This window comes from Elusimicrobiota bacterium, assembly GCA_026388155.1.
Classification (GTDB): Bacteria; Elusimicrobiota; Elusimicrobia; order Elusimicrobiales; family UBA9959; genus UBA9634.
The window spans coordinates 78300-103240 of sequence record JAPLKI010000002.1 but is presented as its reverse complement, the minus strand read 5'-3'; the positions used below and the strand labels follow the sequence as shown (position 1 = coordinate 103240).

Here is a 24941-nt window from a genome sequence, read left to right as displayed (position 1 = left end):
CGTGGGAATAATTGGAGGGGGTGACGGCGGGTTTGCCCGCTGCGCCCCAGTAGCGGAGAGGAGGCTCCACCCCTCAATACGGGGTGGAGGGGGACCACGGGAGGCCGTCTGATGGCCATAGGCCCTGATACGGCACCTGCGCAGGCATTGGGTCCCCCACGGGTCTGGGGCGAAGGGCAATCCGCCGGCAGGCCCCCCGAACTTGCAGCCACGACACATATAAATTCCACCGCTTGTTGCACTAACGATTTGAGCTCGTATGCGACACCCGCACAATCATTGGACGTCCAGCGGTTAAAAATGTGTCTGCCCCATTTTAGAAAGCCATGACGGCGAACTTGTAGCAGGCGGCGGAGATAAGGGCCGCTGCGGGAATGGTAAGTATCCAGGCCCATACTATCCGGCCAGCTATCCCCCATTTGACGGCGCGCACGTTCCTGAGACTGCCGACTCCGACTATCGCGCCGGTTATCGTGTGGGTGGTGCTTATGGGCACGCCTATCGCGGAGGCGCTGAACAGCACCATTGAAGCGCCGAATTCCGCGCAGAAGCCATCCACGGGGCGGAGTTTGGAGAGCTTGTTGCCCATGGTCTTGATGATGCGCCAGCCGCCGGACATCGTACCCAGGGCGATAGCCGCATGGCAGGAAAGCACGACCCAGAGCGGCACGTGGAATTCCTTGCCCAGATATCCCGCGCTGAAAAGGAGCCCCGCGATTATGCCCATCGTCTTCTGCGCGTCGTTGCCGCCGTGTCCCAGGCTGTAGGCAGCGGCAGAAAGCAACTGCCCCTTTCGGAACAGATGGTCCACCTTCGCCGGAGTGGAGCGAGCGAAGAGGTTATACACTATCACGCCAAAAAGCAGCCCCAGCAGCATACCCACCACGGGCGAAACAACTATAAAGACCAGCGTCTTTATTATGCCTTTCATCACCAGCGCTGACGGGCCGGCCTTTACCAGCGCGGCTCCGATAAGCCCGCCTACCAGCGCGTGCGAGGAGCTGGACGGGATACCGAAATACCAGGTTATGATATTCCAGGAGCAGGCGCCTATAAGCGTGCCGAAAATGATATAGCTGTCCACCTGGGCTATGTCAACTATGCCCTTGCCTATGGTGCCTGCCACGTGCAGGCCGAAGAAGGCGAAGGCTATAAAGTTGAAGAACGCCGCCCAGACCACCGCGTACTTCGGGGAGAGCACGCGTGTGGCCACGATGGTGGCTATGGAGTTGGCGGCGTCATGGAAGCCGTTCAGAAAATCGAAGAACAGCGCCAACGCCACCAAAAAGATTATGGCTATAAGCGTGCTATCCATGTTTCACCAGTATGGACTCGATAACTTTTGCCACGTGTTCGCAGTTGTCCAGCGTGCTTTCCGCCACCTCGTACATCTCCTTCCATTTTATGACCATGATGGGGTCTTTCTCGGTTTCAAAGAGATGGCTTATGGCTTTCTCGCGCAGGGCGTCGCCCAGGTTCTCCAGCCGGTTGACCTCTATGCAGTGGTCCAGCACGCGGCGGGCGCGCTTGGTGTCGTGCATGTGCTTAACGGCGTTTGAAAGGGCGGCCGCGGACTGGTCTATAATGTCTATGAACTGCGAGAAATACTCGTCGCCCGGATCCAGTTTGTACAGCTTCATGCGGCCGGCCATGGCGTTCAAGAGGTCCAGCACGTCGTCTATCTGGTTGGCCAGCGCGAAGATATCCTCGCGGTCTATGGGTGTGATGAAGGTGCGGTTGAGCATGTCCGTGATCTCGTGTGAGAGCGTGTCCCCCTCGTTCTCCAGGTCGTGCATCTTTCTGGCAGAGGCTTCGTTCATGACGCCGTTCTTCAGTACGGACTTGAAATACCCCGAAGCCTTCACGAGGTTCTCGGCCTGCACGTTGAGGTAATCGAAAAACTTCACTTCCCTAGGTATGAAATTAATTGTCATGTTTTCTCCTTTATGCTGCGTTCTTTTTGCTCTTCATGAATAGTTTAAGAAAAGAGTGTGAAGAAGGAATGAAACCGGAGTAAAATGTGTGTAAAGGAAATTTACCTTTTAGAATTTCAGACTGATGTCAGCCTGGAACAGCCGCTCGAGCTTAAGCGCGCCGCTTATAGGTTTCGCATCGAAATAGGCCATATTCATCGCGAAGTCGCGCAACAGACCTAGCGAAAGCTGGAACTTTTGCCCTCCCACACCGGTAGCGCCGCCGTAGAAGTCCGAGTCCGGGTAAGTGTCCAGCCATGCGTTACCCGCAAGCCTGCGCATGGAATAGCCGGCCTGCCACTGCCCGGCGTCCTCAACCTTTCGCTGACCTATTTTCACACCGACTATACCGCCTTTGTTGTCCATAGCGTGGTCAAAAGCCTGCACGTAATTCCCGAAAACTCCGACGTACGTTATGTTGTAGCCAAGGCCGCCCAACAGCGGCACCGGCACGGGTTTCAGGATATTGGCATTCACCTCGAACTCGGGGCTGATGGAGTTGTAGCTGTATATGTATTTGCCGCCTATAAGAGTATTTGCCTGCTGATAGCCGTCCGCTGTGGAAGGCCTGTAATTGAGCGCGGCATGGTTTTTTACGTGCTCAAAGCCGTAAACAGCCGCGCCGGCCTTAAAGTCATATACGCCGTCGGGATCATGCCAACTCACTCCCGGCTGGGCGAACAGCATGCCGGGGTCCTGCGGGTCGTTGGCTAGTTCATTGAGTACTATGTAGCCGGCATTGCCGAAAAACTGCCAGTTATGACTAAGCGGACAGGTAATCCGCGCGCTTAAACCCTCCGTGTTGATGTCGGTGTCCCAGAGCATGTCGTTCGTGAGCCACAGCGGATTTTTGATGCGACCGGCGGTGAAGGCGAGATTCTCCGAGGCGTTATATTCGGCAAAAACATAATCTATATAAAGATTTTTCTTTCCGAAATTGTCGGTGAAGGTCTGATTGGTGGAACGTGGATCAGAGCTGGAGCCACTGGCGAAGCCGAAACCTGTGTAAACCTTCTCGTTCACTTTGGCGTCCACAAAGAAACGCAGGCGGTAACGGCCGCGGTACCGGGTATATTGCTTATTCTCATTGTCGTTGTACTGGTATCGCAGGCGCACGTCGCCGTGGAATTTAAGCGTCTGCGCCCACATCGGCAGGGTTGCGCGGCTCTGCTGGGATATTTCTTTTTTCACCTCCTCCTGCGTGCCTATCCTTATTTTCTGCGCTTCGCCGGGGTCAAGCACGTTTTTCTCCACAAGCCGGTCAAGAAGCATATCCAGCTCACCGGCGCGGACCGGCGCGGCCGCCGCAAAAAGGAACAGCAGAAACAGGGCTTTCTTAATCTTCATGACTAAAGTTTAAGAAAACCGTTTAAAGCCTGTATAAAGGAGATGTAAAAGGTGGGTAAAACAACGGCAGGAAATGGCGGATAGCGGTTAGGGAAAGAGTTTCTCAAATCCTCAACTTTCTTCCCTAACCCCTATACGCTTTACGCTGTACGCTGCTTTGGAAGGGTAAACCAGAATGTGGAGCCGTGGCCTTCATTGCTTTCTACGCCGACCGTACCGCCATGCAGTTCGACCAGGTGTTTAACTATGGAAAGCCCCAGGCCGGTACCGCCCAGCTCGCGGGAACGGGCCTTGTCAACGCGGTAGAAACGCTCAAAAATCCTGGGTAAATGCGCCGCCGGTATTCCGTGGCCGGTATCTTCCACCGAAACCTTCACGACTTCGCCTTCCGGAACCGCGGAAATCTTTATTTTACCGCCGTTTTTATTGTATTTTGCGGCGTTATCCAGCAGGTTTATAAGCACCTGCGAAAGCTTGTCGCGGTCGGCATTCACCCTCAGCCCTGCCGGGACGAGATTTAAGAGGGCAATCTTCTTCTTAGCCAGTATGGCGGCCAGGCCGCGGACGGTATCATCGGAGAGCTCTTTAAGTTCCACCGGTGTCTTTTCAAGCTGGGCGCGGCCGGATTCGGCGTACGAAATCTTCAGCAGGTCGTTGACTAAATTATCAAGACGCACCGCCTGCTCATTTATACTGCGGGCGAAGCCCGGGCCGTGTTCCCTGTCTTCAAGCGCCCCGTTAAGCAGAGTTTCGGCACAGCCCCTTATAACCGTAAGTGGGGTTTTCAGCTCATGTGAGACATTGGCCACAAAATCCCGCCGCATGGCTTCAAGCTTGCGCGGCCCGGTAATATCCCTGGCCACCAACACACAGCCTCCTATGGCGCCGTGCTCTAATATGGGCGAAGCGCTTACGCTCAAAACAGTGCCGGGGGCGGCCGCAGGTTCTATCTCAAAAGAAATGGGCCGACCGCTGGAAAGAGCCTTGATGGCTGCCGAAGATAATTCCGGGCCGCCCGGCATACCGGACAGGCGCACCCCCTCGGCGTCGAAGCCGCTCACGCCCATAAGCTGGCGCGCGCGCGGGTTTATGCGCGTTATAACGCCGGCGCCGTCGGTGATCAATATGGCTTCAGACATATCGCGGAAGGCCGCCTCCAGTTCCAACCGGCGCAATTCGGCCTCGCGCATTTTCATGCTGATTGCGCCCGCCATGTAGTTAAGGGTTTCGGAAAGTTTTTTCAGCTCGCCCGAGGAGCCGACCGGGATGCGGTAGCCAAAATCCCCCGAGGTGAAACGCTTTGAACCAGCTATTATTTCCCCAAACTGTCTGCCAATAAGCAAAACAACCAACCAGCCCACGGCCAGGGCGAAAAGGACTGAAAGGGCGAAGCTGAGCGCCACAGTGCGGCGCAACTCCGAAAGCATGCGCTGTATGCTGTAATACGGCATGGCCAACCGCACAAAGCCGGCCAGACGCGCCCCGTCCCTAACCGGAACGGCCAGGTAAAGCATGTCCTCTTTAAGAGTGCCGGACCGCCTGGTAACGCTGGCGGAATCATGACTGGCCGCTTCTATTATTTCAAGCCGGCCCGAGTGGTTTTCCATCTTAAGCATTTCAGGATAGGACAGGCTCGAATCTCCCAGCACTTTTCCGGATGCAGAAACAATCGTTATCCTTGAACTGGTCTTATAGGCCAGCTTTTTAACAAGGGCGTCGGTGTAGACGGAATCTTCTTTGATAAGCCGGGCGACGTCTAACTGGGCCGCAATAAGCCGGGTTTGGATGCCCAGGGAACTGCGCAGGTCACTGAGGGCATGCTTTTCAAGGGATTGGTCAAGGAAAAAGGCGGTGACTGACAGCGCAAAAAACACCACAATTATATAGGAAAGCAACACCCGAAATTTGAGCGTTGAAAAAAATTTCATTTCCCAAACCTGTAGCCGTAGTTTTTTACCGTCACTATGCGACATCCCTCCGTTCCGAGTTTTTTGCGCAGCGTGCCTATATGCACATCCACGGTGCGGGTCTCGACCTCAAGGGCGGCGTCCAGGCCCCAGGCTTTATCAAGCAGGGCTTCGCGCGAAAGGACTCTGCCGGCCGAAAGCGCAAGCGCTTTGAGCAATTCAAATTCTTTGGAGGTCAGCTCCACAGCCGCCCCTTTAACCCTGGCCTCAACTTTTAAAAAATCCATTTCCAGAGCGCCGGCTTTAAATTTATCAACGGCCGCGGCCGGAGTTTCGGAGCGGCGCAGCACCGCTTTAACGCGCGCCAGCAATTCCTTCACACTGAAAGGCTTGGTCACATAATCATCGGCGCCCATTTCAAGGCCGACTAACTTATCCGACTCTTCGCCTTTGGCCGTAAGCATTATTACCGGAATGGCGGAGGTTTTTTGGTCCATCTTCAGGCGCCGGCAGACTTCAAGGCCGTTGAGGCCCGGAAGCATCAGGTCAAGAATTATCAGCCGCGGGCGTTCTTTTGCGGCTAGCAGCGGAGCGGAAGACCCCTCGTGCGCAAGCAGGGTGTGGTAGCCCTCTTTTTTAAGGTTATAGTCCAGCATCCTGGCTATGTCCTTTTCATCCTCAACCACAAAGATTTTTTCGTGCATACCGGGAATATGATAGCAAAAGATAAAAAGGAAACAGATCGCTTTTTTCCTATTTTAAGGAAACACTAAAGCGGTTGAAGCCGCGGAACGGAATTTATATAATTTCAAGCAGGATTTAAGGGATATTAATGGCTTCATATTACAAGCGGCTGAAAAGCGACCTGGACTCGGCGGCCGCGGCGGGCATAATAACGCCTGAACAGTCCGATAAACTCTACACTCATATCCACTCCGGCAGTTTTTCAGGCTCATTTAAAGCCTCCACCTGGATAGCTGTTATCTCCGGGGTGATGATCACGGCGGGAGTTTCGCTCATTATCGCGCATAACTGGGATAAAATAGACGCGGCGGCGAAGGTTTTTTCTTTTTTGCTTGTAATGGCGGGCGTGGCGCTGGCGGCAATAAGCTTTGAGGAAAAGCCGGCCGTAGCCGTGCCGTCGGAAGTGCTTTGGTTTTTTATGCCTATAATAGGCATAGGCCTGTACGCCCAGGTATTTAACCTGAGCGGAGATCCGGTCAGACCATATCTGGCCTGGCTCGCCCTTTCACTGCCGCTGGCCGCGCTCTCTCCGCGCAAGACTCCCGCAATAATAGCCATAATGCTTGCCTTCGCAATAATGTACTGCGGAAATTTTTCACCGGGCAATATGATCACGCTGATAAGCCGCTATGAGGGCGCCGCCTCTCCGCGGCTTTGGCATTGGGCCTGGCCCGCTGTGCTCGCCGGAGCGGCTTTTTTGCTTTATTTCTTCAAGCTTAAGGCCGCGGCCGGGCGCTACCGGCTGACCGGGCTCTCGCTTGGCTGGCTGATGATGGTTTTTCTCTCGCCGACCGCGCTGCAGGTCAGAAGCCCTGTTTTTATAACGCTGACGGCGGTTTCGCTTGCCGTGATCTGGCTGCTGCTAAGCCAGGACGAAGGAGCGGAAACAACGCAGCTGCCGCTGTATGCCTGGACCGCCGTGGTTTACGGCATGACTTTTTTCTGGCATTACAACCCCGGCGCCATCAATTACAAGGATGACACCATGACCGGTATGGCGGCGGCATGGGTGGTTTTTGCGGCCGCCCTGCTGCTTATTGCCGCGCGGCCGATAAAGTTTTTCAGTTCCGACAAACGCCTTCAGGCAGGCGCGAGGATCGCTCTTGCGGTTTCAATAACCTCGGCCTTCCTGCTTTTTGACGCTTCCGATATCGGCGCTAAAGCTATAGCTGTTATGGCCAACGCGCTTTTGATGCTGACCGGGCTCGCTTGCATAATGGACGGCTCACAAAATTCGAATGAAAAAGAGATAAACCGCGGAGCGGCGCTTATTTTCCTTATAATAGCGACCCGTTTCGTGGACTTTTTCGGCAGTTTGGTCAGGAGCGGCCTGGCTTTTATAGCGGTCGGCCTGTTTTTCGCGGCTCTGGCCTGGGGGCTTAATAAAGGCAGGAAAGCCATCATAGACCGTCTGACGACTAGAACTGAAGAACTGAAGACCTGAAGTTCTGAAGCTGAAAAGGGCAAAAAACTTCAGCGCTTCAGAGCTTCAGTGCTGGTTTAATACGGCGCCGCCGCAGTCCCGCTCTTTTGGATTAACGCTCAGACCAAAAGGGCGGGGCGCAGGTCAGGCCATAAAGATGAATAAATTAAAGCTGTTAATTATAGCACAAGTCGCTTTCTTCGGCCTCTGGGGCGGATACCTGCTTACTGTGGGTAAAACCGCCGTGCCGGACATCTATCTTGAAACCGAGCCCGTGGACCCCAGGGATTTTTTAAGCGGCGTTTATGTGTCCCTTACCTACGCGATTTCAACGCCGGAGCAGTGCAGCGGTCTTATAAACGGCAGGACCGGCCGGCCGGTTTACGTAAAGCTTGAGCTAAAAGGCAAAACCGCGAATACCGTAAGCGGGCAGGTGCCGCTTTACGAGGCGTCCGACTGCGCGGAGGACCCGGACCATAGCGGGGCGCTTTGGGCGCGGGGCACGGCTGAGAACTTCCGGGGCGGCCCCCGGGTCAGCTACGGTATAGAGAGATTTTTTGTAAATGAAAACGACCCGCTTAAAAGTTCGCACAGCGGCCAGCTGGTGGCAAAAGTCAAGCTGGACCGGTTCAACAACCTGCGCCTGGAGAAGTTGATAAGCAAGATAATAGCGAATGGCCAATAGTACCCAGACCTGGTCTAAGCAAACAGCTGAAAAATTAAAAACTCCTCCCCTAATCGCTATTCGCTAATTTCTATTCTCTGCCGTATTAAAAGGAGCTCTATGCCGATGGAAAGAACCAGGGAAATGACCAGTATAGGCGCGGATTGGGATAAGTTTTACGCCGCGGAGATTTCCTCCAAAATCCCCTTTTTTTCAAGCGATGGCCGCCTTTACGACTGCCTTTTCGCCCAGCAGCTGAACCGCGAACTGCTGGAACGCATTTTTAAAACTGCCGACGCCCTGCGCGAGATAACGCAGAAAAAAGAAGGCGCGGATTTTGTTTCCGGCCTGTTATCGCATAAACGCGGAATGCTTTACTTTGTCCAGCCCTCCACGCGTACTTTTCTGTCGTTCCTTAACGCCTGCCACATACTTGGAATAAAGACTTCGGAAATACGCGACACCTCTACTTCGTCCGAGGTGAAGGGCGAAACGCCCGAGGACACGGTGCGCACTTTCTCAAGCTATGTGGACCTGATCATTATGCGTCACCCGGCGCCGGGATTCGTTGAAAAAACAGCCTGGCTGATGAACCGCACCGGAAGGCCGGTGCCGATAATCAACGGCGGCTCCGGTAAAGACCAGCACCCCACCCAGGCCCTGCTTGACATGTACACGCTTTACCGCAGCTTCAACGGCGAGCTGGACGGCAAAAAAATAGTCATGGTGGGAGATTTGAAGCGGGGGCGCACGGTGCGCAGCCTCAGCTATTTGATGAAGAACTACAAAAATGTCAGCCTGACTTTTGTTTCACCGGCGGAATTCCGGATGGAACCCGATATTCTGGACTTCCTTAAAAAACACTCCATCCCCTTTATTGAAACCGAAGATTTCAGTTCGGTAATGGGTGAAGCCGACGCTATTTACATGACGCGCATACAGGACGAGCACGACAAGGCGGGCGAATCAAAAAAAGTGGATTATTCGCCTTTCTACTTCAAAAAAGAGCACCTGAAAACGATCAAAAAGAGCTGCGTAGTAATGCACCCGCTGCCGCGCCGCCACGAAATTGAACCGGCGGTGGACGAGGACCCGCGGGCCATGTACTGGCGCCAGGAACGAAACGGCATGTGGGCGCGCGCGGCCCTTATCTCGCACATCTTCGGAGTGGATGAAAAGATCAGATAGCGGGCGGCAGGCAATAGACAGGCCATACTATCCCCTGAATTTCGCCTTCAACCCGACCTCACGATAAAAAACAGCCGGCTTTGAAGCCGGCTGTTTTTATTTTAAAAACCTTATATTATTTGCTGAGGCCGGTTAAGCGGGGGATTATGCCGCTGATTTTAATTTTTTGATACGAACTCCAGCAGCTTGCGGCTCAGCTCGGGGAAGCGCGGATTGGTCTCCGGCCTGGTTACGGCGCCGTGCGCTATGCCCTCCGACAAGGGATACCGTATATACACGCTCCTGGAGGGATCCGGGAGCGAGGCCATAAAATCAGTGACAGCGGCAGAGCTGACTACTATATCCGCCTCGGACTCCACCGTAAAAACCGCGGTCCCGGAGAAGCGAAGGCTTTCCAATATCTTCGCGCGCCCGTTCTGATTGTCGAGGGTCAGGTTATAGAGTTGGCAGACGCCGTTGACCGCCATCTTGTTGTAGTAGTATGGGTTGTCCTCCACGGTATCCGCCGGCACGGTGTATGGCCCTATGATCCGGGTCGTGGAAGCCGGGCAGCCGAGCGATACCGACTGTTGATTGCGCTCGTTGATAGCGAGGGCGGGGGAAAAGAGGAAGAGTTTATCCGCCTTTAGCTCCGGGTGTCTCCGCAAAGCGTCCAAAGAAAGAGCGCCGCCGGTAGAGAACCCCGCCAGAGAAATTCGTTCACCCAGGCCGGCCGCAATACCCAAGCCCCGGTCAACTTCCTGCTGCCATTGCTGCTTGGTCGCCGTGAGAAGGTCTTCCGGCTTAGTGCCATGGCCCGGCAGCAGAAGAGAAACGACATTGTAGCCCTGCTCATACAATATCTCGCCCAGCTTACGCATGAACCAGGGCGAGTCCGTCAGGCCGTGGATCATGACTACCGTGTTGCGCGTTTTGGCGCCATGGGCCAGTAAGAACGGCAGATTGTCCTCGTTCTTGATCCCGTTGAGCTTCGACTCTCTATAAGCCGCGAACTCGTCCAGCGCTTGCGCGTATCCGGCAGTGTCAGCCGGTTCCAAATCGATGGATGGAATGTCCACCTGCGCCGCCGGCATTAAGGCGCCGGAACTGTTTTCAAGCTGCTCAAGCGAGTTGGAAGCGGCAAAACAAGGCCCCGCCGCGAAAATAACCGCCAGATATATAGTCTTTTTAATCATGATTCCTCCGTTTCAATAAGCTAATAGCCTGACACGACATTTTTTTGTCACCCTGCGTCAAACCCTGCCTGCAACCGCCTCGCGCAAAAACCAGGGAGCCGGCCGCAGCTTACGCGTGCGACCGGGCACCCTGGTTCAGTGATTTGATTTACTTCGCAAGACGGAATCCGACATAGTAACTGCCCTGCAGCATATAGATATAGCTGCGGAAGTCGGTCCGCAGGTACTCATTGTCGCTGCTGTAGAAAGAATTGCCGCGTATAACATTGTCTCCGTCCGCGGCGCCTTTGACCGCGCTTCCGTCCGTAGGCGCGCCGGCATAAGATTCTTTGTATATATCCTGCGTCACCTGCCAGACATTCCCGGCCATGTCGCATAACCCCTGTTCGGTGTTGCCTCCGGGTTTGGAACATACCGGCATGGTGCCGTTGGTTCCGCCGCCGACGCCGTTCTCGGGGCCGTCGAACACTACCCTGTCGTGGGTCACGGGCTCATTGCCCCAGGGATATTTATTGTTCTTGCCTCCGCTCCTGGCGGCGTATTCCCATTCGGCCTCGGTGGGCAGCCTTGCACCCGCGAACCTGGCATAGTCGTTCATCTGTGCCCCGTTCAGGCAGTTCATAGGGTATTTCTGACGGCCCTGCGTGTACCAATTGCAGTTGAAGCTATAGTAAGTAATGACGGGCTCCGTGCACTGGCCTTCATTCACGCATTTCGCATATTGCTCCACTGTCACCGCTGTTTTCGCCATCTCGAAGGTTTTAATTGCGACTTCATGGACCGGCCTTGTGTTATTTGAGCCGGGGGCGCTCTTCTCGGCTCCCATCATGAACTGCCCGCCGGGAATAGAAACCCACTTTATCGGCCTGGCTCCGGCGGCATAGGCCGCGATGTCCGGGTGAAAAATACTCGTTGACTCCGGAACCGAAGCCGGAACGCTCGCAATGTCAGAACCTTTGGGGACATCCGGCAAAGCTGTTCCGCTTAAAACTGAAGGCGAAACAGAAGCTCTTAATGAATCAAGAGCGCTTTCTCCGGCGTAAGAAATATTAACGCCGAATAACACCACCACCGCCGCGTATACTGATCTTTTCATGTTTTATTACTCTCCTTGTTTGTTTCGTCTTTAATGAGGCTTGTCATGCGGACCCCAAAACCTCATGTTATAAGTTTACTCCGCTTGCCGATTAGTTTCCTGAGGCCGAAGAACCAGAGCAGCCTTGTTATTTGACCCAGGAGCGGCGGTTTACCAAAACCGCCTTTAGTTAAACCTATGGCTTAACCGCTGTGGAACGCTGAATACCGATGTTGCCCGGCAGCCGTTTACCTGGCGTTGCCCATCAGTTCATTGGTGACGAAGTGCTTGAACGCCGGGATCATGACCAGAAGCCTGGGATCCAGTTTTCCGGGCTGGCCGGGAACCACGAAGTCCGGGTCGACTATCTCTATCTGCCAGTTCGGGTTAACGATGAGGTGCGCCACATCCACCCAGGTTTTCCTGCCTTTGTCGTTCTCCGGGCCGGGCCGCTGTATCGTGAAGTCGAAGCCCGTGGAATCGCCGCTTTTAACGGACCGCGCGATATAATCGCCTTCGGAGTCATAGATCGAGAAGACGGAGAAAAAGGCATCCATCCCCTCAAGATTTATGGATAAGGATTTGGCGATGTCCAGCATCACATCCGAGTTGAACGAGCCTATTCGTTTACTGAAAGGCGCGACCGACTCGTCAACAGTGATAGCGTGGTTGGCCCAGGCTGTCAGGTTCACATAAGCGTAAGCCACGGAATTATTGTCCGGATCCCTTAAGTATATCGACATGCGCGGGCGATCCGAGAACTTGGTCACCAGGTGCCGGAAACCGCCGAGCTCCCTGCTTATCTTGCCCAGGCTTATATTATTCTCGTCCTTGAGGTTGAGCTGCGTGCCATCGGCGCCTATTATCCCCCCCGCCACATCGCCAACCGTAACAAGCGTGACCTTTGCGGGAAGGGTGAAAAGACCGGCGCTTGGCGGCGCGACCGGCGTGATATCGGCCTGTTCTTCGGCTTTTATCATACCGGCGCTGATCCCCTCCAGAGGCCGGGCCTGCTCCGCGAAAGAAGCGGAGACCCCGGCAAAACAAATTATACCGAGTACCGCTAACAACTTTTTGCTATTCATAACAACTCTCCTTTTGTTTTTTTTGCTCCGGTGTGTTTACGCCGCTTCGCCGGAGATAATATGCCGCACCCTGTTTGTTTCGTCCTGGATGAGGTTTGTCGTGCAGCCCCCAAAACCTCATGACATAAGTTTACTCTGCCGGTGGCTGAACTGCCTGAGGCCTAAGAACCAAAGCGGCCCTGTTATTTGACCCAGGAGCGGCGGTTTACCAAAAATGCCTTTAATTCAATCAATGGTTTAACAACTTATGTTGAAAAAAGTGTCGGGCGGCTTTGTATTTAAAAAATCAGCCTGACACCTTTTTCCAGGTCGCCGCCCCCTATTAAAATGAAGCCTCCGTCGGGCAGAACTGCCCGGCGGAGGCTTTGGTATCTTTAATTTTTCTTATTCTTCCGGGTTCACCGGAATCAGCGTCCGCTGGCGCACAATATTCATCTTTGAATATGCCATGCTGATTTTGTGCATCCCGCCATAAGCTTCAGCCAGCGACTCTAATTTCACATCGTCCGCCTTTATTTCCGCGTCACGGAAATCAAGCCAGGCCCTCTGCGCGGTTTTCAGCGCGACTTTCGCTTTCGGAGGACAAGACAGCTGCCTTTTCCCTTATAATCCGACGAACCCGGTTGCTTGGCAACCGGGTTCGTCAGACCACTCTCCTCTTCCGATCCGGGCAACCCCAGACCGGCGCGATGATCAGAGTTACTGAATGTATTCAACCCTAAAAGAATGTCTTTGAGGAATTATCGAGACAGGGAGGAAATCAGGAGCATTACCATACCGCGGTTCCAGATATACGCCACAGCTGGTTATAACGGCGCCCGATTTAAGCAGTTCCTTGATTTTCTTGACCATCCTTTCCTGGGTGGCTCTCTCGCCAAGAGTAATCGGGGCGTTCTTTTCATCGAAAACATTTTCTTTGACCTCAGCGGATGTCGTCATGTAAATTATCCCCCATCCGTCAACAGCCACATGGCTGACATCCACACCCTGGCCAGCCAATATCTGCTTGGCACGTCCCACGACACCCAGCAGGCCACTGGCACCAGTAACATTAAGCTCGCCGCACAGTTCCTGTGTGGGAATAAGAAAGTGAATCTGCCCAGGTTCAGGTTCCGGAGCAGTCGTCCTCATTTCAACGCCGTCCATTCCCAACTGCTTGGCCACAGGTTCCGGAACCATAACCACCTGTCCGGAAATTATCGGGGCGAACTGATTTCTTACATTCTCCAGATTACCGGCTTTTATGGCGTCTTCAGCGGCATAGGCACCGCCGCTTAAACCTAACACAACTATCATCATCATTGCTTTTTTCATTGTTTTATTACTCCTCTTATTTTAGTCTTGTATGCGGTTTATCGTGCGGCTACTAAACCTCATGATATAAGTTTACTCAGTTTGCCGAGTCGTTCCATGAGGCCGAAGAACCAGAACGGCCCTGTTATTTGACCCAGGAGCGGCGGTTTACAAAAAACACCTTCATTTAAACCTATAGTTCAAGGAATGCGGAATACTATAATGCCAAGGCCCTCCGGAATCCGGAAACCGGCGATAAAATTCATTTTGCGCGGCGGGTCCGTCTGCCGGAGGTTGAATGACCGTGCGAGTGTTTTGTTCTTTTATGACTTACGACTCGGGCTTTGCCGGTCCAGCTCCGCACTCTTCCGGTGTCGACATGCACAAACCCATTGCCGGGGTAGTAACCGACTCCGCCGGTATTGCGGGCCTGAAGCGCGCGCGCGGCGTCTCTTAAATCCGTCAGCCGTACCCCCGGAATATTAATGTCGGCGGCCATGCCTGACATATGCAAGCTGTGTTTTGAAACGCCCGGATTTTTGCGGCTCAGCGCGGCGTTCAGTTCCGGGCTGCGGTAGCCTGAAAGAAGCGTGATAGTTCTGTTGCCGAACTTGTGCTGCAAGGAATCCAGAATTTCCAGCAGGCCCGGAGCGATGTCGTGTTCGTCTCCCGTAAGGCGGCAGCGGAAGAAATGCCTGACGCGTTCCGCCGCTTCCGGAATGTAGTTTCCGGCGCTATCCCGGTATTGGATAGAAAGAGTTTCGGAAGTTTTGTTGTTCAAAAGGGTTAAGTGACCGTCGCCGTCAAGCCTGACAGGAGGTTTGTTTGCGGGATCATCCTGATCGTCTACGTTTTCGTCGAAATCATAATCAGTCGGTTGTTCCCCGGCGGCGGCAGGCACCGGTTTTGGATCAGGAATAGGCGTCAGGAAACCGGACTTATTCATAAACCCTATAGCGTCGGGACTGTTTATAGCCAATTCCTCCGGCAGCGCCGGCAAAGTCCGGCCGAACATGATAGCCGGCGTGCAAATCAGGACGATGAGCGCGGACAAAGTTTTTTGCCGCAGTTCGATGGTTTTCATAAAGCTCCTTCCTTTATTTAAAGACGCAATGTCCGAAATTCCCTCTTACAGGAATTAATACCGCTCAGTGGAAGAGGCGTGTCTGGCCGCTTCCGCTAAAATATTCGTTCTGATCTTTTTGGCAGAGTAAAGTTTTTGCTGCTCCAGTATCCGCCTAAGGTCAAAAACGGCGATTCCGGTATCGCTCAATTCTCCGCCTAAGCTTCCCCGCACTATTCCAACCAAGGTAGTCTTATCATATTCTTCCACAACCGGACTGCCCGAAGTCCCATGAGCATCTCTCGAATCATTATCATTTAGCAAGTTTCGTAGTTCGTCGGGAATGGAACAGGTGGTTTCAGCCAGTTGTATGCCGTTACCATAATCTTTTTTGATCGTGTTATATGTGCACTGACGAATAGCGAGATCGGAAAAACCACCGGCTGAACCATAATTAAGCAGCAATGCACCATGATTATTCGCCTGTTCCCTCACTTTCAGGATCTTAATATAACTATCATTTCGTCCCTCGATCTTAAGACCGTTCAAATCGAATACGGCCACATCCCCCTGCGGCGGCGGATAATAGGCGATTATCCGGTTGTTGGACACTTCTCGCACCATTCCGCCGAGGGCTCCGTTCACAAAGGTGGATTTCCCAAAACCGATAAAGAATGATTTGTCCGGCCTTATGCAGTGTCCGGCCGTAATGAACAGGAGGTGGTCGTTTTGCGGGTGCCGGGCTGTAAAACCGCCGCAGCTTGCTAGGTCCTCATACATTAAAGAATGAGCGATCCCGATATCGCCGGATGGATCCTCCTGGACCATTTTTACGGCCGTCGGCGCCGGCAGTTCAAGTCTCATGTCGCCCATGTTCAACTGCTCCAGCGCCGGTCCGGCGTAAGCCGTTCCGGAAAATACCGCCAGCGCTATTATTAGCAGACTTTTTTTCATATTTTATTGCTCTCCTTGTTTTATCCCGTAATTCCGGGGACAGTATACGGAATTCATAATTAAGTATACTGTCCCCGGCACTCACCTAATTCATCTCGGCTACTGCCTGCATAGCCTTATTGTGCGCCTTCCGCACATCGTTCTGGTTCATAGTGGGGTTCTCCACCGCGTCCCCGCTAAGCTCCTCGCGAAAGACGGCTTCATATTTATTTTGCTTAGCGTTATTAAGCCCGCATTTTCTTGCGGCCTGAAACGCGATATCACCATTAGCCGACGCCTGGTGTATTATGTTAAAGAAAGTAAAAGATATAGTGCCGGCCTTTACCGCCTTGGCTACCTCGATCTCACCCTGAAGATCTAAGCCGTCATAAGTCATACTGCCATTGTAAAGAGAACGGAACGTCGCTTCGTCCATTTCGCCTGAACAAATGAGCAGCGCAAGCATCCTTGAGTTTCCGTAATCATAGCCCGGAGATTGCCTGAAGCCGCCGGTCACGTCTTCCACGCAGGTGTTCGAAGGTGAGTCCGGGTATATCTGCGAGTTCGCTATCGTTTGAGCTGAAAACACCGGGACCGCCGCACTAATCATAAGTATCGCCGCCGCCACTTTTGATCTGGTATTCATTTTATTTTTCCTCACTCGTTTTTTAATTTTCCGGTCAACCATTTGTCCCGGATGATAAAGTTTACTTCGTCCAGCGATGAATTCCCTGAGGCCGAAGAACCACAGCGGCCCTGTTATTTGACCCAGGAGCGGCGGTTTACCGAAAAAACTTTTGTCTAAACCTATGGTTTAACAGATTATGTTATACTATGAGCATGACCACCAACACCAAAGCATTCGGCGGTATTCTGTCCAATATACGGAAAGAGCGGGGCTTTGCCAGCGCCCATCAATTCTTCAAGAGTGTCGGCGGGAGCAAAAGCCTGGGGCTTTCGTTCATGAGCTATTGGAACGCGGAACATGGCAGGAAATTGCCTAAGAGTTACCACCTCAAAATGATCATGGCCGCACTGGGCATCGAACAACGTTCCCCCAAGGCCCAGGAATTAACCCGGGCCTATTTCAGCGCGCTCTCCGGCTTCGATGAACTGCTCCAGAACCTGTCAGTTCCGGCTTCCACCGGCACAGCTCTCTCCAGCCGCGACCTGGAAGAAACGGCGACCCATAAGGCGATATCGCTGCGCAATGTCAATCTGACGCTGAAGCAATGGAAATTGCGCACCGGGGATATGGTGACGCACATCTGTCAGAACTTCCTGGCCAACACGGCGGGCTGGGTCACGGTCCGGGAATTGTCGGATGCGACCAGGTTTAAACCGGAAGCGGTAAGGAAAGCGCTTAAAGCGCTGGCTTCCGGAGGATTAATTGATTTTTCCAACGACAAAGCGCGCGGCCCGCTGACGGCAAAAATGATCCAGTCGCCGCCCACAACGCCGGCGACGGCGGCGATACAGGCCGCACTGCGCGACAACTGGGATGCTTGGCTGGCTGATTCCAAACGCGTTGTTCTGAAAAGACTGACCTTCCGTATGACGAAGGCCAATTTGGACCTGTACCGCCAGCACCTTGAAAAAGCCGTAAACCTGGTAGCCGCCTATGAAAGCGCCGAGGCGGACAGACAAGACTCGGCCATCTATCTTGTTGATGCCGGCATATTCCAGATCCTTCCCAAAAACTAATTTAGTGGGATTCAGGGGACACAATATCCAATCAATCAAAGAGCAGGTATTGTGCCCCCCGATTTTCCCCCCAAAAAAACCTGCGGCGGACGAGTTATCGTCCGCCGCAGTATATGAATTAGTTCCTCCAGGACTTAATTTCTGGGATCCAGAAGACCATAGCTGGTATACTCTTTTTCGCCATGGTGTGAGATGTATTTCTCGGTGAACTTGACGATCAGCAGCCTGGGCCCGTTGTAATTGACTTCCACCACGGCCAGACCCGCCACGCCCCTGTTATGGGGAGAAACATTCATCCTCAGGGTCTTTAACGCGACATAATCTCCGGGGACATAGTCGGCTTCATAGTAGAACTCGCTATTCAGCTTGACCGATATGCCATATACGGGGGCTTCATCGCCGAAACTCTGCTCTAACACCGACAGGTACGCGTCCGCATGCTTTAGCTCCCCGTCTTTACCCAGGGAGACCAGGTCCGCGTGGCGAACGCCGAACATGTTGCCGCCTCTGTTCAGGCTGCCTACGGTAACGGGTGAGCCCTTCATGAAAAGCGCCTCCCTCTGTGCGTAGTCCTGTTGAAGCGGCGAGGCTTCGGCAAGAACCGTTTCCGCAGGCGAAACCGCGGGAACGCTCACCTTCGCGGCTTCCGGGGCCTGAGCGGCAAGCGCCTTTACGGCGTCTTCAGCGGCATAGGCGCCGCCATTTAAACCTAACACAACTATCATCATCATTACTTTTTTCATTTTTTTATTATTCCCCTTATTTTAGTCTTGTATGCGGTTTATCGTGCGGCTACTAGACCTCATGATATAAGTTTACTCCGTTCGTAGACGGATTTCATGAGGCCAAAGAACCAGAGCGGCCTTGTTATATGACCCAGGAACGGCGGTTTATCAAAAACACCTTTAGTTAAGCCTATGGCTTAACCATAGGTAAGCGGGAAACCTACCCGGCAATAAAATTTATTTGGCGTGACGGGTCCTTCTGCCGGATGTTGAATGGCGGGAAAAAGAAAGCCAGCTCTTGGGCAGTCTGCCCCGCTCCTTTGGCTTCGTGGCAATTACCCTTGGAAAGCTACCGCCAATTGACCATAGTTTATGAGCCAAAAGGGTGGGGCTTGCCTGGCTCGTGTTTTTGAGGTCTTCCCACTTATCTGCCGAAAATGCAAGCTCGAAATGAAACTGGTAGCTGGTCTCCGCTGCGCACGCTGTTGGTAGCGAGAGCGAGGGGAAAAGGCAGCAACCTTTTTACACATCAGTTCCTGCGCTGACAGGTTCTGCACGTTGGTCGGCAGACGCATCATCTTCACGTTGAAGGCCACCTGCTGGCCCTGATAGAACGAGGCCCACTTGTCAGGTTAGTCATCGGCCGGAACGGGTTCTATCAGAACAATACTTCTACTTAATTATGTTAAGAGTGTATATTCTTGAACCCAAGTCAGCAAAACTAGAGTAGCGCTGTTCATACTCATCCGTTCCGGAACTGGCCCTGGTCTGATCCTTTTCCTGGACTTGCGGCTCACCTGAAGCATACTCACATCTTCCGGAACCACACTTGTAAGTGACATCGAATGTGTCATTGATATATGTGAGCGGGTCTGAGGTCTGCGTCGGTCCAAAGGCGATTCCCAACCACTTTTCATCATATACCGATCCTGACAGCGAATCCACCTTTACCACGACGGTATCTAACGCCATATAGCAAGGTGATGCCGTAGCCATAAGGGGGAATGCCACTGAATAACTACCGTTTTCTGACAACGTCCTTGTAATCATAGTTCCCTTTGGGGACGGTGACGGCACGGGATGATCAGAGGTAAACCATGGCATATCTGCAACTCCAAATGGCGTCATAATTTCGATGGTCTTTTTGTATATCTTTATGCATTCTTCCACATCCACACCCTTCGCTTTATACAAGGCGTTTATCTCAACAGGTCTTCCTGCAGACAGCTTTCCCTGTATAACTATCTCTTTTCCAACTGCCGGCCCAAGTTTAACCGCAAGATCCTCACCGGCGAATGCTTCACAAGGCATAAGCGAAACCCCAAGCACCAGAGCAACCACAATTTTGTTTATGTTCATACTATTTTTTACACCTCTCTAAGTTATTTGAGATTCCCGTTAATTTGTTGCGTCTTGGATGCGATTTATCATCCAGCCCAGAACCTCATGATATAAGTTTACTCCGCTTGCAGATGAATTGCCTGAGGCCGAAGAACCAAAGCGGCCCGGTTATTTGACCCAGGAGCGGCGGTTTACCAAAAAAACCTTTGTTTAAACCTATGGTTTAAAAATTATGTTGTACCCAAAAAAAGGCGCCAGCCTGCTTTTTATTTAAAAAAGCCGCCTGGCGCCTTTTACCGAAATTATTTTTCAGCTATTTTTTGATATTCATCCAGATATTCAAGAAAAACGGTATTGATGTTCGCACGCGAGTAACATTTTTTTTCAAACCCCTTTCCGAAAATCAAGAAGTCCCTTCTTCTGCTGCCGTGCCTTTTTAACGCCGGAAAATAGGCGCAGGGAGCGAAACCCGCCTTTAATACGCAATCTATTCCCAAAGCGTCGGCCGCATCGTTTATCACTTCAATATATGCCGCGCCTTTTGACAGTAAAATTCCCGAGATATGCCGGTAAAGGCCGGCGGGATCGACCCGTAAATTCAGGTGCTCGCTGATTATCGCGGCGAATTTTATTTCAGGCATCATTTTTATGAATATTTCTATTTCCTGTCCCGGATCCGTGATCAGGAGATTAGGCTCCTGGAAGGGATAGAAATTCACGGTCCCTAACCCGCGCGTTTTAAGATCATTGAACCTTTTCAGGATAAAATTCTTCGCGTCGATGGTTTCCAGCGCCGGAAGCGGGCAGCGGGAGATCTCTTCGTGAAACTCCGAAGCGGCGGCCGGAAGCTTTTCAAGGGAGCAGGCCCGGGCCGCTATCTCATAAAATGACTGAACGGCGGGATGAATATGGAAATCGGAATACCTGTTTTTTCCTAGCGTATCCCTGAAGAAATACGCGGCCATGCCGTTAAGCTCGGTCGGGTCCGCTCCCGCCGCGTTCGGAAAGATCCCGAGTATCCTGAATCCGATCTCTGTGGTCAGGTTCAATTGTTCCATTGACAAGGTCCGTGTTGTGGCATACAACACATCCAAAGCCGGGAACAACGACTCGATCGCCTTTAAAAGTTCACCCAGGATCCTGCGCCCCCCCGCTTTTCCGCTGCCCGGGGATCTCATATAGAACCTGTTAAGTTTTGCGAGCCCGTGCTCATTATCTACCACGGCGGAAAGCACCGCCACGGTTTTATTGTCGTTTTCAGCCAAAAACCATATGTGGTCGTCGGCCTCCAATTTCAAAGAAAGCAGCCCGCGGTCGAGCATCACGGGGTCTTTCCCCGGGATATCCCGGGGTATTTCCCGATAAAGGTCCATGATCGCGTTCGCGTCACTTGCACCGGCGAAACGGAACCCGGTCATGTCAGGACCTCCATTTCTTTTTTAAGAGGCCCCGCGAGCCGGAACAGGAATAGGGCCAGACAGGCCGCCCCCAAACCCTGGATCAGGCATACCGCGGGCGGGGAAAAGAGATCGGCGAGCAGGCCAAAGAGGAAATATGCGATGGGAAAAGTAAAGCTGATCAGCGCCTGCAAAAGGGCGAAAAATCTCCCCTTCTTCTCCGGCAGCACGGTCTCGTGGAAAAGGGCGATGAACTTCACATTGTTTACGCCCAGCGCGAAACAGCCGATAAAAAGCATAAGCATGTAAAAATACCGGTTAATGACCAACCCGGGCATAAAGAAACACGCCCCGAGAGTGAAGATGCAAAGCGCGCCCATCTTTACCGGCCCTTTTGACGAGTTTATCCATTTGGATGAAAGCGTGCCGGAAAGCAAGCCCATCCATAAACTAGCTTCCAGCAGGCCCAGGGTGTTGGCGCCGGCGAATAGAGTGTTCTTTGTATAAAGCGGCAGCACTACCAGGGTCGGGGTGACAAAAAAATTGATCAAACCGAAAGAAACGAGTATCTTTCGCAACACCGGTTTGTCGTCCAGGACTCTCCAGCCGGATCTCCCCGCGGCCACAGCTCCGGTAATCTGCGGCTCTGAAGTTTTTTCTTTCAGCTCCCGGAGGATGAGGCTGATAAACCCGGCAGAGACAAGATAGCAGACGGAGTTTAACAGCGCCAGACCCGGAAAGCCCAGGAAGCCTATCAGTACTGCGCCCAGAACCGCCCCGCCGAAATTTGAAAGGGACTGCGTGGAAGCCTGGAAGGTTATCGCCGACTCAAGGTCCTCTTTTGCCACTATCTCAGGCAGCATTTTGTTGAGGGTCGGATCTATAAAGGCCTGTATGAGGGCTACAAAAAAGCCGGCGACATAAACCATGTACAGGCGAAGGAAAGAACCGAACAGGGCGGCCGCCACAATCCCGATCGTCAAAAAAGCGGCGAGGTAGCATTTTATCAGGACCTTCCTGCTGTCCGCTCTGTCGATCAGCCTGCCGATGCGTTTCACAAAAAGTATGGAGGGCAGGGCGCCGGTTACCAGGAACAACCCCACTTCCCGGCCTCCGCCGCCGGCCGAGGAAAGTATCCACCACATGAGAGCGATCTGATACATCCTGGTCCCCGCCTGGCTCAACACCTGGCCGGTCCAGACAAGGAAAAGGTTCCTGTTCCTGAATAAGAGCGGAGTTTTATCTTTCATCTATCAGACTCTTTAATTTCCCGGTCCTTTCATTGCGCGGCAACAAACCCGGTTTGAACAGTTCTATCTCCAGTTTGTAAAGCGCGCCGGTTTTCAGGCGCTCACCGAGTTTCTCGGTTTTTTCAAGGAGCAGCGTCCTTATTTTTTCTCTGAAGTCTTCGGTTTGAAGGCCGGATTCCACGCGGAGAACTAGATAGTCGCCTTTTTCACAGGTTCGGGCGGCGATCTGGAGCTCGGTTACTGGAAGGCCGCTTAAAAGGCCGCGGATATCGCCGTATTTAAAATTCATGGCCCCTACGCACACGATGTCGTCGGTTCTTCCAAGGTGTTCCAGCGTGCGGATGGTCCTTCCGCAGCCGCACAGGCCAGGAACTATCCGCCCTTTGTCCCCCAGTTCATAGCGGATGAGAGGAAAGGCATATTTCAAAAGGCTCGTTATGATCAGTTTTCCCTGGACGCCGTCTTCCACCCTTTTCCCGTTTTCATCCACCACCTCAATAAAATTGAAGTCATCTATAACATGATGCAGGGCGCCCGACTGCGCGGCGCATTGAAAAGCGATCTGCCCGCCGTCATTGGCGCCTATGACAGAGGAGATCCTTTTTACCCCGAGCGTTGATTTGAGCCAATTATGATCGGCCGAGCTCAAAGTCTGTCCGGCATAAATTATCTTTTCCAGAGTAAAACACGGCTCCAGTTCTTTTATTTTCCTCAGCGCCGGCGTAAACAGGGAAGGGACCCCCTGGAGCGCGTTGATATTGAACTTACGCCAGACCTCCAAAAAGACTTCCGGATCAAGGCTTCCGGCGAAAGCGAAAGAGGTAACGCCCGCCCTTACATTGATATGATCAAATGAAACGAAGCTCCCGTAAAGGTCGCCGGCCAGCAGACAGTTCGCCAGCCTGTCGCCTTTTTTTATTCCGACCGACCGGAAAAGCCTTCCGGCATTGTTTATCATCTCTTCCCAGTCGTGGCCGTCATAAATGGAGAACTTCGGCTTTCCCGTTGAGCCGCCGCTTCTTGAGACGTATCCGCCGTACCAGGGGCCCGTTGAAAGGCCGTTGCCCGCCGGCGGGAGGTTCGAGTCCATCTCCTGCCGGGTGAGAACGGGTATTTTTTCAAGGTCTTCCGTGGAATCTATTTTCAGGCCTGAAAGTCTTTTTGAGTAAAATTCCGATCTTCCTGCCTTTGCGATCAGCCTTCTCAGCCGTTCATTGATGAGTTCGGCGCGCGCGTGGACGGGCATAAGGTCCACGGGGTCGAATTCCTCCGGGGCTCCGCCCGCCATAGCCTGCGAGACCCTTGTCATGATAAGGTTCAGATACTGGGGCAGATCATAGCCGGCGTCGTGCGGGTCCTCTATTTCACCGCCGGCCATTTTACCTATCTCCACTATCCGGAGCGCGCCGGCGGCCGAGAGCTTTTCCGATACTTCATATTGTTCGTCCGGGGAGATCGCGACACCGACCGTCTGAATATACCCTCTTAATTGTTCAAGGCGGGGGAGGAGCGCTTCAAAATTTTCATACGGGACCACCCGTATGGTCCGGTGCAGGGGAGAAGGCTCTATGCTCATGTCGTTATCAAGGATCACGGTGAATTTAAGCCCTGAAGAGGATCCCTTCAGACAAAAACTGCCGGGGTCACGGGCCTCGGCTATTTCGAAGATGGTCCGGAGCTTTCTTATCTCGCAGGCGCGCTGGAGGTCGATCGCGCCCGATGGGAGCATTTTTTCGATTTTTCCCAGTGAGTTCGCGAGCGCCTCCGCCAGTCGTTTCGCGTTCTGGGCGCTTTCGACAAAACACATCTGCGGCGCGGTACAGGCATTCTGGTCCCAGATGGAGATCTCATCGGCGAGTTTTTTCGCGATCTCCGCCATGGAACAAGCCGCGGCGCCGCCCGCCGTAATTACCGCGAGGCTCAGTTTAGGCCCGAAAACGATAAGGCGGGTCCTGGCGGGAAGATCGTTCCTGTAGCCTTTCACGGCCTCTTCCCCCCCCCATACGACAATGCCGTCTACGCGTTTTTTAAATTCCCCCATCACATCCTTTTGGCTGGAAGAATAATCAACGACCGCGATGGATCCCGATATAACGCCGTCCTCGTCACATCCGATCAGCGACTCGATCAATTTCGGGAGGAAGATCTTTTCGGCGGAGGACATTTTTATAATATTGATATTCCCCGTTATAAGCCCCTCCACCAGGGAAGATACCGCTCCTAAAAACACATTACCCGCGAGCACATGAAGAACTATGCCGATAGGCCGCCATTGCAGGGAAGTACGGGTCGAGTGGTCGTATCTCGACGCGTAAGAACGGGAAATGCCCCGCAGCTCATGGTCGAGTTTTCTCTGCAATAGATCGGGATCAAAGACCACCTCAAGATAATTAAGGGCCAGAGCGATCATTTCCGTTGAAAATCCAGTGGCGGCGGGCAAGGCCTCAAGCATTTCAAGCCTTGGCTTGTAATCAGGATCGCGCCACTTTTCCTTAAGCCTGCCGAGCAGCGCCAGAACCTTGTCCGGAGGATAGTTCAAAACTTCATGGCGCAGTTCTTCCGCTTTGTCGCAGATCCGGCCGGCCTCCTGCGCCGTCAACGGCGTATCGCTGTTTTTCCATTCGCCAAAAATATATTGTCTGAACTCAGCCATT

22 protein-coding genes are annotated in these 24941 nt (G+C 52.9%); 4 read left to right on the top strand and 18 right to left on the bottom strand.

Annotated features, from left to right (window positions below; genetic code table 11):
- Positions 1 to 316: 316 nt before the first annotated feature.
- The 5 genes from NTX59_00835 to NTX59_00815 form a co-directional block, all read right to left on the bottom strand.
- Positions 317 to 1315: an inorganic phosphate transporter gene (locus NTX59_00835; protein ID MCX5784213.1), complete on the bottom strand. Its 999-nt coding sequence runs from the start codon at positions 1313 to 1315 to the stop codon at positions 317 to 319.
- Positions 1308 to 1934 carry a DUF47 family protein gene (locus tag NTX59_00830; protein MCX5784212.1) on the bottom strand — a complete coding sequence of 209 codons (627 nt, stop codon included), beginning with the start codon at positions 1932 to 1934 and terminating at the stop codon, positions 1308 to 1310. The genes NTX59_00835 and NTX59_00830 overlap by 8 nt, the downstream gene beginning before the upstream one ends.
- Positions 1935 to 2042: 108 nt before the next feature.
- Positions 2043 to 3320, bottom strand: a complete 1278-nt coding sequence (locus tag NTX59_00825) for a putative porin (protein MCX5784211.1) — start codon at positions 3318 to 3320, stop codon at positions 2043 to 2045.
- 140 nt (positions 3321 to 3460) lie between these two features.
- Positions 3461 to 5248, bottom strand: a complete 1788-nt coding sequence (locus NTX59_00820; GenBank protein MCX5784210.1) for an ATP-binding protein — start codon at positions 5246 to 5248, stop codon at positions 3461 to 3463.
- Positions 5245 to 5931, bottom strand: coding sequence for a response regulator transcription factor (locus tag NTX59_00815; protein MCX5784209.1), 687 nt, complete (start codon positions 5929 to 5931; stop codon positions 5245 to 5247). The genes NTX59_00820 and NTX59_00815 overlap by 4 nt, the downstream gene beginning before the upstream one ends.
- A gap of 128 nt (positions 5932 to 6059) precedes the next feature.
- Here NTX59_00815 and NTX59_00810 point away from each other — a divergent pair, with 128 nt between their 5' ends.
- The 3 genes from NTX59_00810 (at position 6060) to pyrB (ending at position 9246) form a co-directional block, all read left to right on the top strand.
- Positions 6060 to 7415, top strand: coding sequence for a DUF2157 domain-containing protein (locus NTX59_00810; GenBank protein MCX5784208.1), 1356 nt, complete (start codon positions 6060 to 6062; stop codon positions 7413 to 7415).
- A gap of 136 nt (positions 7416 to 7551) precedes the next feature.
- Complete coding sequence (locus NTX59_00805) at positions 7552 to 8079, top strand: GDYXXLXY domain-containing protein (GenBank protein ID MCX5784207.1); 528 nt, start codon at positions 7552 to 7554, stop codon at positions 8077 to 8079.
- Between the two features lie 105 nt (positions 8080 to 8184).
- Complete coding sequence (gene pyrB / locus NTX59_00800) at positions 8185 to 9246, top strand: aspartate carbamoyltransferase (GenBank protein ID MCX5784206.1); 1062 nt, start codon at positions 8185 to 8187, stop codon at positions 9244 to 9246.
- 158 nt (positions 9247 to 9404) lie between these two features.
- Here the strand turns inward: pyrB and NTX59_00795 are convergent, their stop codons facing one another.
- The 8 genes from NTX59_00795 to NTX59_00760 form a co-directional block, all read right to left on the bottom strand.
- Complete coding sequence (locus NTX59_00795) at positions 9405 to 10421, bottom strand: alpha/beta fold hydrolase (GenBank protein ID MCX5784205.1); 1017 nt, start codon at positions 10419 to 10421, stop codon at positions 9405 to 9407.
- Positions 10422 to 10569: 148 nt separating this feature from the next.
- Positions 10570 to 11517 (bottom strand): formylglycine-generating enzyme family protein, encoded by a 948-nt coding sequence (locus NTX59_00790; GenBank protein ID MCX5784204.1) that lies wholly within the window; start codon positions 11515 to 11517, stop codon positions 10570 to 10572.
- A 227-nt stretch (positions 11518 to 11744) separates the two neighbouring features.
- The gene (locus tag NTX59_00785) at positions 11745 to 12581 is read right to left on the bottom strand and encodes a hypothetical protein (GenBank protein MCX5784203.1); all 837 of its coding nucleotides are present in this window, start codon (positions 12579 to 12581) and stop codon (positions 11745 to 11747) included.
- A 384-nt stretch (positions 12582 to 12965) separates the two neighbouring features.
- Positions 12966 to 13172, bottom strand: coding sequence for a DUF1311 domain-containing protein (locus tag NTX59_00780; GenBank protein MCX5784202.1), 207 nt, complete (start codon positions 13170 to 13172; stop codon positions 12966 to 12968).
- 108 nt (positions 13173 to 13280) lie between these two features.
- Positions 13281 to 13895, bottom strand: a complete 615-nt coding sequence (locus NTX59_00775) for a hypothetical protein (GenBank protein MCX5784201.1) — start codon at positions 13893 to 13895, stop codon at positions 13281 to 13283.
- A 241-nt stretch (positions 13896 to 14136) separates the two neighbouring features.
- Positions 14137 to 14958, bottom strand: a complete 822-nt coding sequence (locus NTX59_00770; protein MCX5784200.1) for a DUF882 domain-containing protein — start codon at positions 14956 to 14958, stop codon at positions 14137 to 14139.
- 54 nt (positions 14959 to 15012) lie between these two features.
- A complete protein-coding gene (locus tag NTX59_00765) occupies positions 15013 to 15891 on the bottom strand; it encodes a hypothetical protein (GenBank protein MCX5784199.1) in 879 nt (292 codons plus the stop codon).
- An 85-nt stretch (positions 15892 to 15976) separates the two neighbouring features.
- Positions 15977 to 16516, bottom strand: a complete 540-nt coding sequence (locus NTX59_00760; GenBank protein ID MCX5784198.1) for a hypothetical protein — start codon at positions 16514 to 16516, stop codon at positions 15977 to 15979.
- Between the two features lie 188 nt (positions 16517 to 16704).
- On the opposite strand from NTX59_00760, the gene NTX59_00755 reads away from it, so the two are divergent.
- Entirely contained in the window at positions 16705 to 17574 is an 870-nt protein-coding gene (locus NTX59_00755) for a hypothetical protein (protein ID MCX5784197.1), read from the top strand.
- Positions 17575 to 17708: 134 nt separating this feature from the next.
- Here the strand turns inward: NTX59_00755 and NTX59_00750 are convergent, their stop codons facing one another.
- The 5 genes from NTX59_00750 to NTX59_00730 all read right to left on the bottom strand — a co-directional run bounded on the left by NTX59_00750 (position 17709) and on the right by NTX59_00730 (position 24940).
- A complete protein-coding gene (locus NTX59_00750) occupies positions 17709 to 18317 on the bottom strand; it encodes a hypothetical protein (GenBank protein MCX5784196.1) in 609 nt (202 codons plus the stop codon).
- Between the two features lie 654 nt (positions 18318 to 18971).
- Positions 18972 to 19658, bottom strand: coding sequence for a hypothetical protein (locus NTX59_00745; GenBank protein MCX5784195.1), 687 nt, complete (start codon positions 19656 to 19658; stop codon positions 18972 to 18974).
- Positions 19659 to 19942: 284 nt separating this feature from the next.
- Positions 19943 to 21058: a hypothetical protein gene (locus NTX59_00740; GenBank protein MCX5784194.1), complete on the bottom strand. Its 1116-nt coding sequence runs from the start codon at positions 21056 to 21058 to the stop codon at positions 19943 to 19945.
- Complete coding sequence (locus NTX59_00735) at positions 21055 to 22287, bottom strand: MFS transporter (GenBank protein ID MCX5784193.1); 1233 nt, start codon at positions 22285 to 22287, stop codon at positions 21055 to 21057. The genes NTX59_00740 and NTX59_00735 overlap by 4 nt, the downstream gene beginning before the upstream one ends.
- A complete protein-coding gene (locus tag NTX59_00730; protein ID MCX5784192.1) occupies positions 22277 to 24940 on the bottom strand; it encodes a hypothetical protein in 2664 nt (887 codons plus the stop codon). Before NTX59_00730 ends, NTX59_00735 begins: the two co-directional genes overlap by 11 nt.
- Position 24941: the final 1 nt, after the last annotated feature.

Bases quoted from the DNA above. Each gene is read 5' to 3' on its own strand.
- NTX59_00835 (MCX5784213.1), bottom strand. From the start codon at position 1,315: ATGGATAGCACGCTTATAGCCATAATCTTTTTGGTGGCGTTGGCGCTG.
- NTX59_00830 (MCX5784212.1), bottom strand. From the start codon at position 1,934: ATGACAATTAATTTCATACCTAGGGAAGTGAAGTTTTTCGATTACCTC.
- NTX59_00825 (MCX5784211.1), bottom strand. From the start codon at position 3,320: ATGAAGATTAAGAAAGCCCTGTTTCTGCTGTTCCTTTTTGCGGCGGCC.
- NTX59_00820 (MCX5784210.1), bottom strand. From the start codon at position 5,248: ATGAAATTTTTTTCAACGCTCAAATTTCGGGTGTTGCTTTCCTATATA.
- NTX59_00815 (MCX5784209.1), bottom strand. From the start codon at position 5,931: ATGCACGAAAAAATCTTTGTGGTTGAGGATGAAAAGGACATAGCCAGG.
- NTX59_00810 (MCX5784208.1), top strand. From the start codon at position 6,060: ATGGCTTCATATTACAAGCGGCTGAAAAGCGACCTGGACTCGGCGGCC.
- NTX59_00805 (MCX5784207.1), top strand. From the start codon at position 7,552: ATGAATAAATTAAAGCTGTTAATTATAGCACAAGTCGCTTTCTTCGGC.
- pyrB (MCX5784206.1), top strand. From the start codon at position 8,185: ATGGAAAGAACCAGGGAAATGACCAGTATAGGCGCGGATTGGGATAAG.
- NTX59_00795 (MCX5784205.1), bottom strand. From the start codon at position 10,421: ATGATTAAAAAGACTATATATCTGGCGGTTATTTTCGCGGCGGGGCCT.
- NTX59_00790 (MCX5784204.1), bottom strand. From the start codon at position 11,517: ATGAAAAGATCAGTATACGCGGCGGTGGTGGTGTTATTCGGCGTTAAT.
- NTX59_00785 (MCX5784203.1), bottom strand. From the start codon at position 12,581: ATGAATAGCAAAAAGTTGTTAGCGGTACTCGGTATAATTTGTTTTGCC.
- NTX59_00775 (MCX5784201.1), bottom strand. From the start codon at position 13,895: ATGAAAAAAGCAATGATGATGATAGTTGTGTTAGGTTTAAGCGGCGGT.
- NTX59_00770 (MCX5784200.1), bottom strand. From the start codon at position 14,958: ATGAAAACCATCGAACTGCGGCAAAAAACTTTGTCCGCGCTCATCGTC.
- NTX59_00765 (MCX5784199.1), bottom strand. From the start codon at position 15,891: ATGAAAAAAAGTCTGCTAATAATAGCGCTGGCGGTATTTTCCGGAACG.
- NTX59_00760 (MCX5784198.1), bottom strand. From the start codon at position 16,516: ATGAATACCAGATCAAAAGTGGCGGCGGCGATACTTATGATTAGTGCG.
- NTX59_00755 (MCX5784197.1), top strand. From the start codon at position 16,705: ATGAGCATGACCACCAACACCAAAGCATTCGGCGGTATTCTGTCCAAT.
- NTX59_00750 (MCX5784196.1), bottom strand. From the start codon at position 18,317: ATGAAAAAAGTAATGATGATGATAGTTGTGTTAGGTTTAAATGGCGGC.
- NTX59_00745 (MCX5784195.1), bottom strand. From the start codon at position 19,658: ATGAACATAAACAAAATTGTGGTTGCTCTGGTGCTTGGGGTTTCGCTT.
- NTX59_00740 (MCX5784194.1), bottom strand. From the start codon at position 21,058: ATGACCGGGTTCCGTTTCGCCGGTGCAAGTGACGCGAACGCGATCATG.
- NTX59_00735 (MCX5784193.1), bottom strand. From the start codon at position 22,287: ATGAAAGATAAAACTCCGCTCTTATTCAGGAACAGGAACCTTTTCCTT.
- NTX59_00730 (MCX5784192.1), bottom strand. From the start codon at position 24,940: ATGGCTGAGTTCAGACAATATATTTTTGGCGAATGGAAAAACAGCGAT.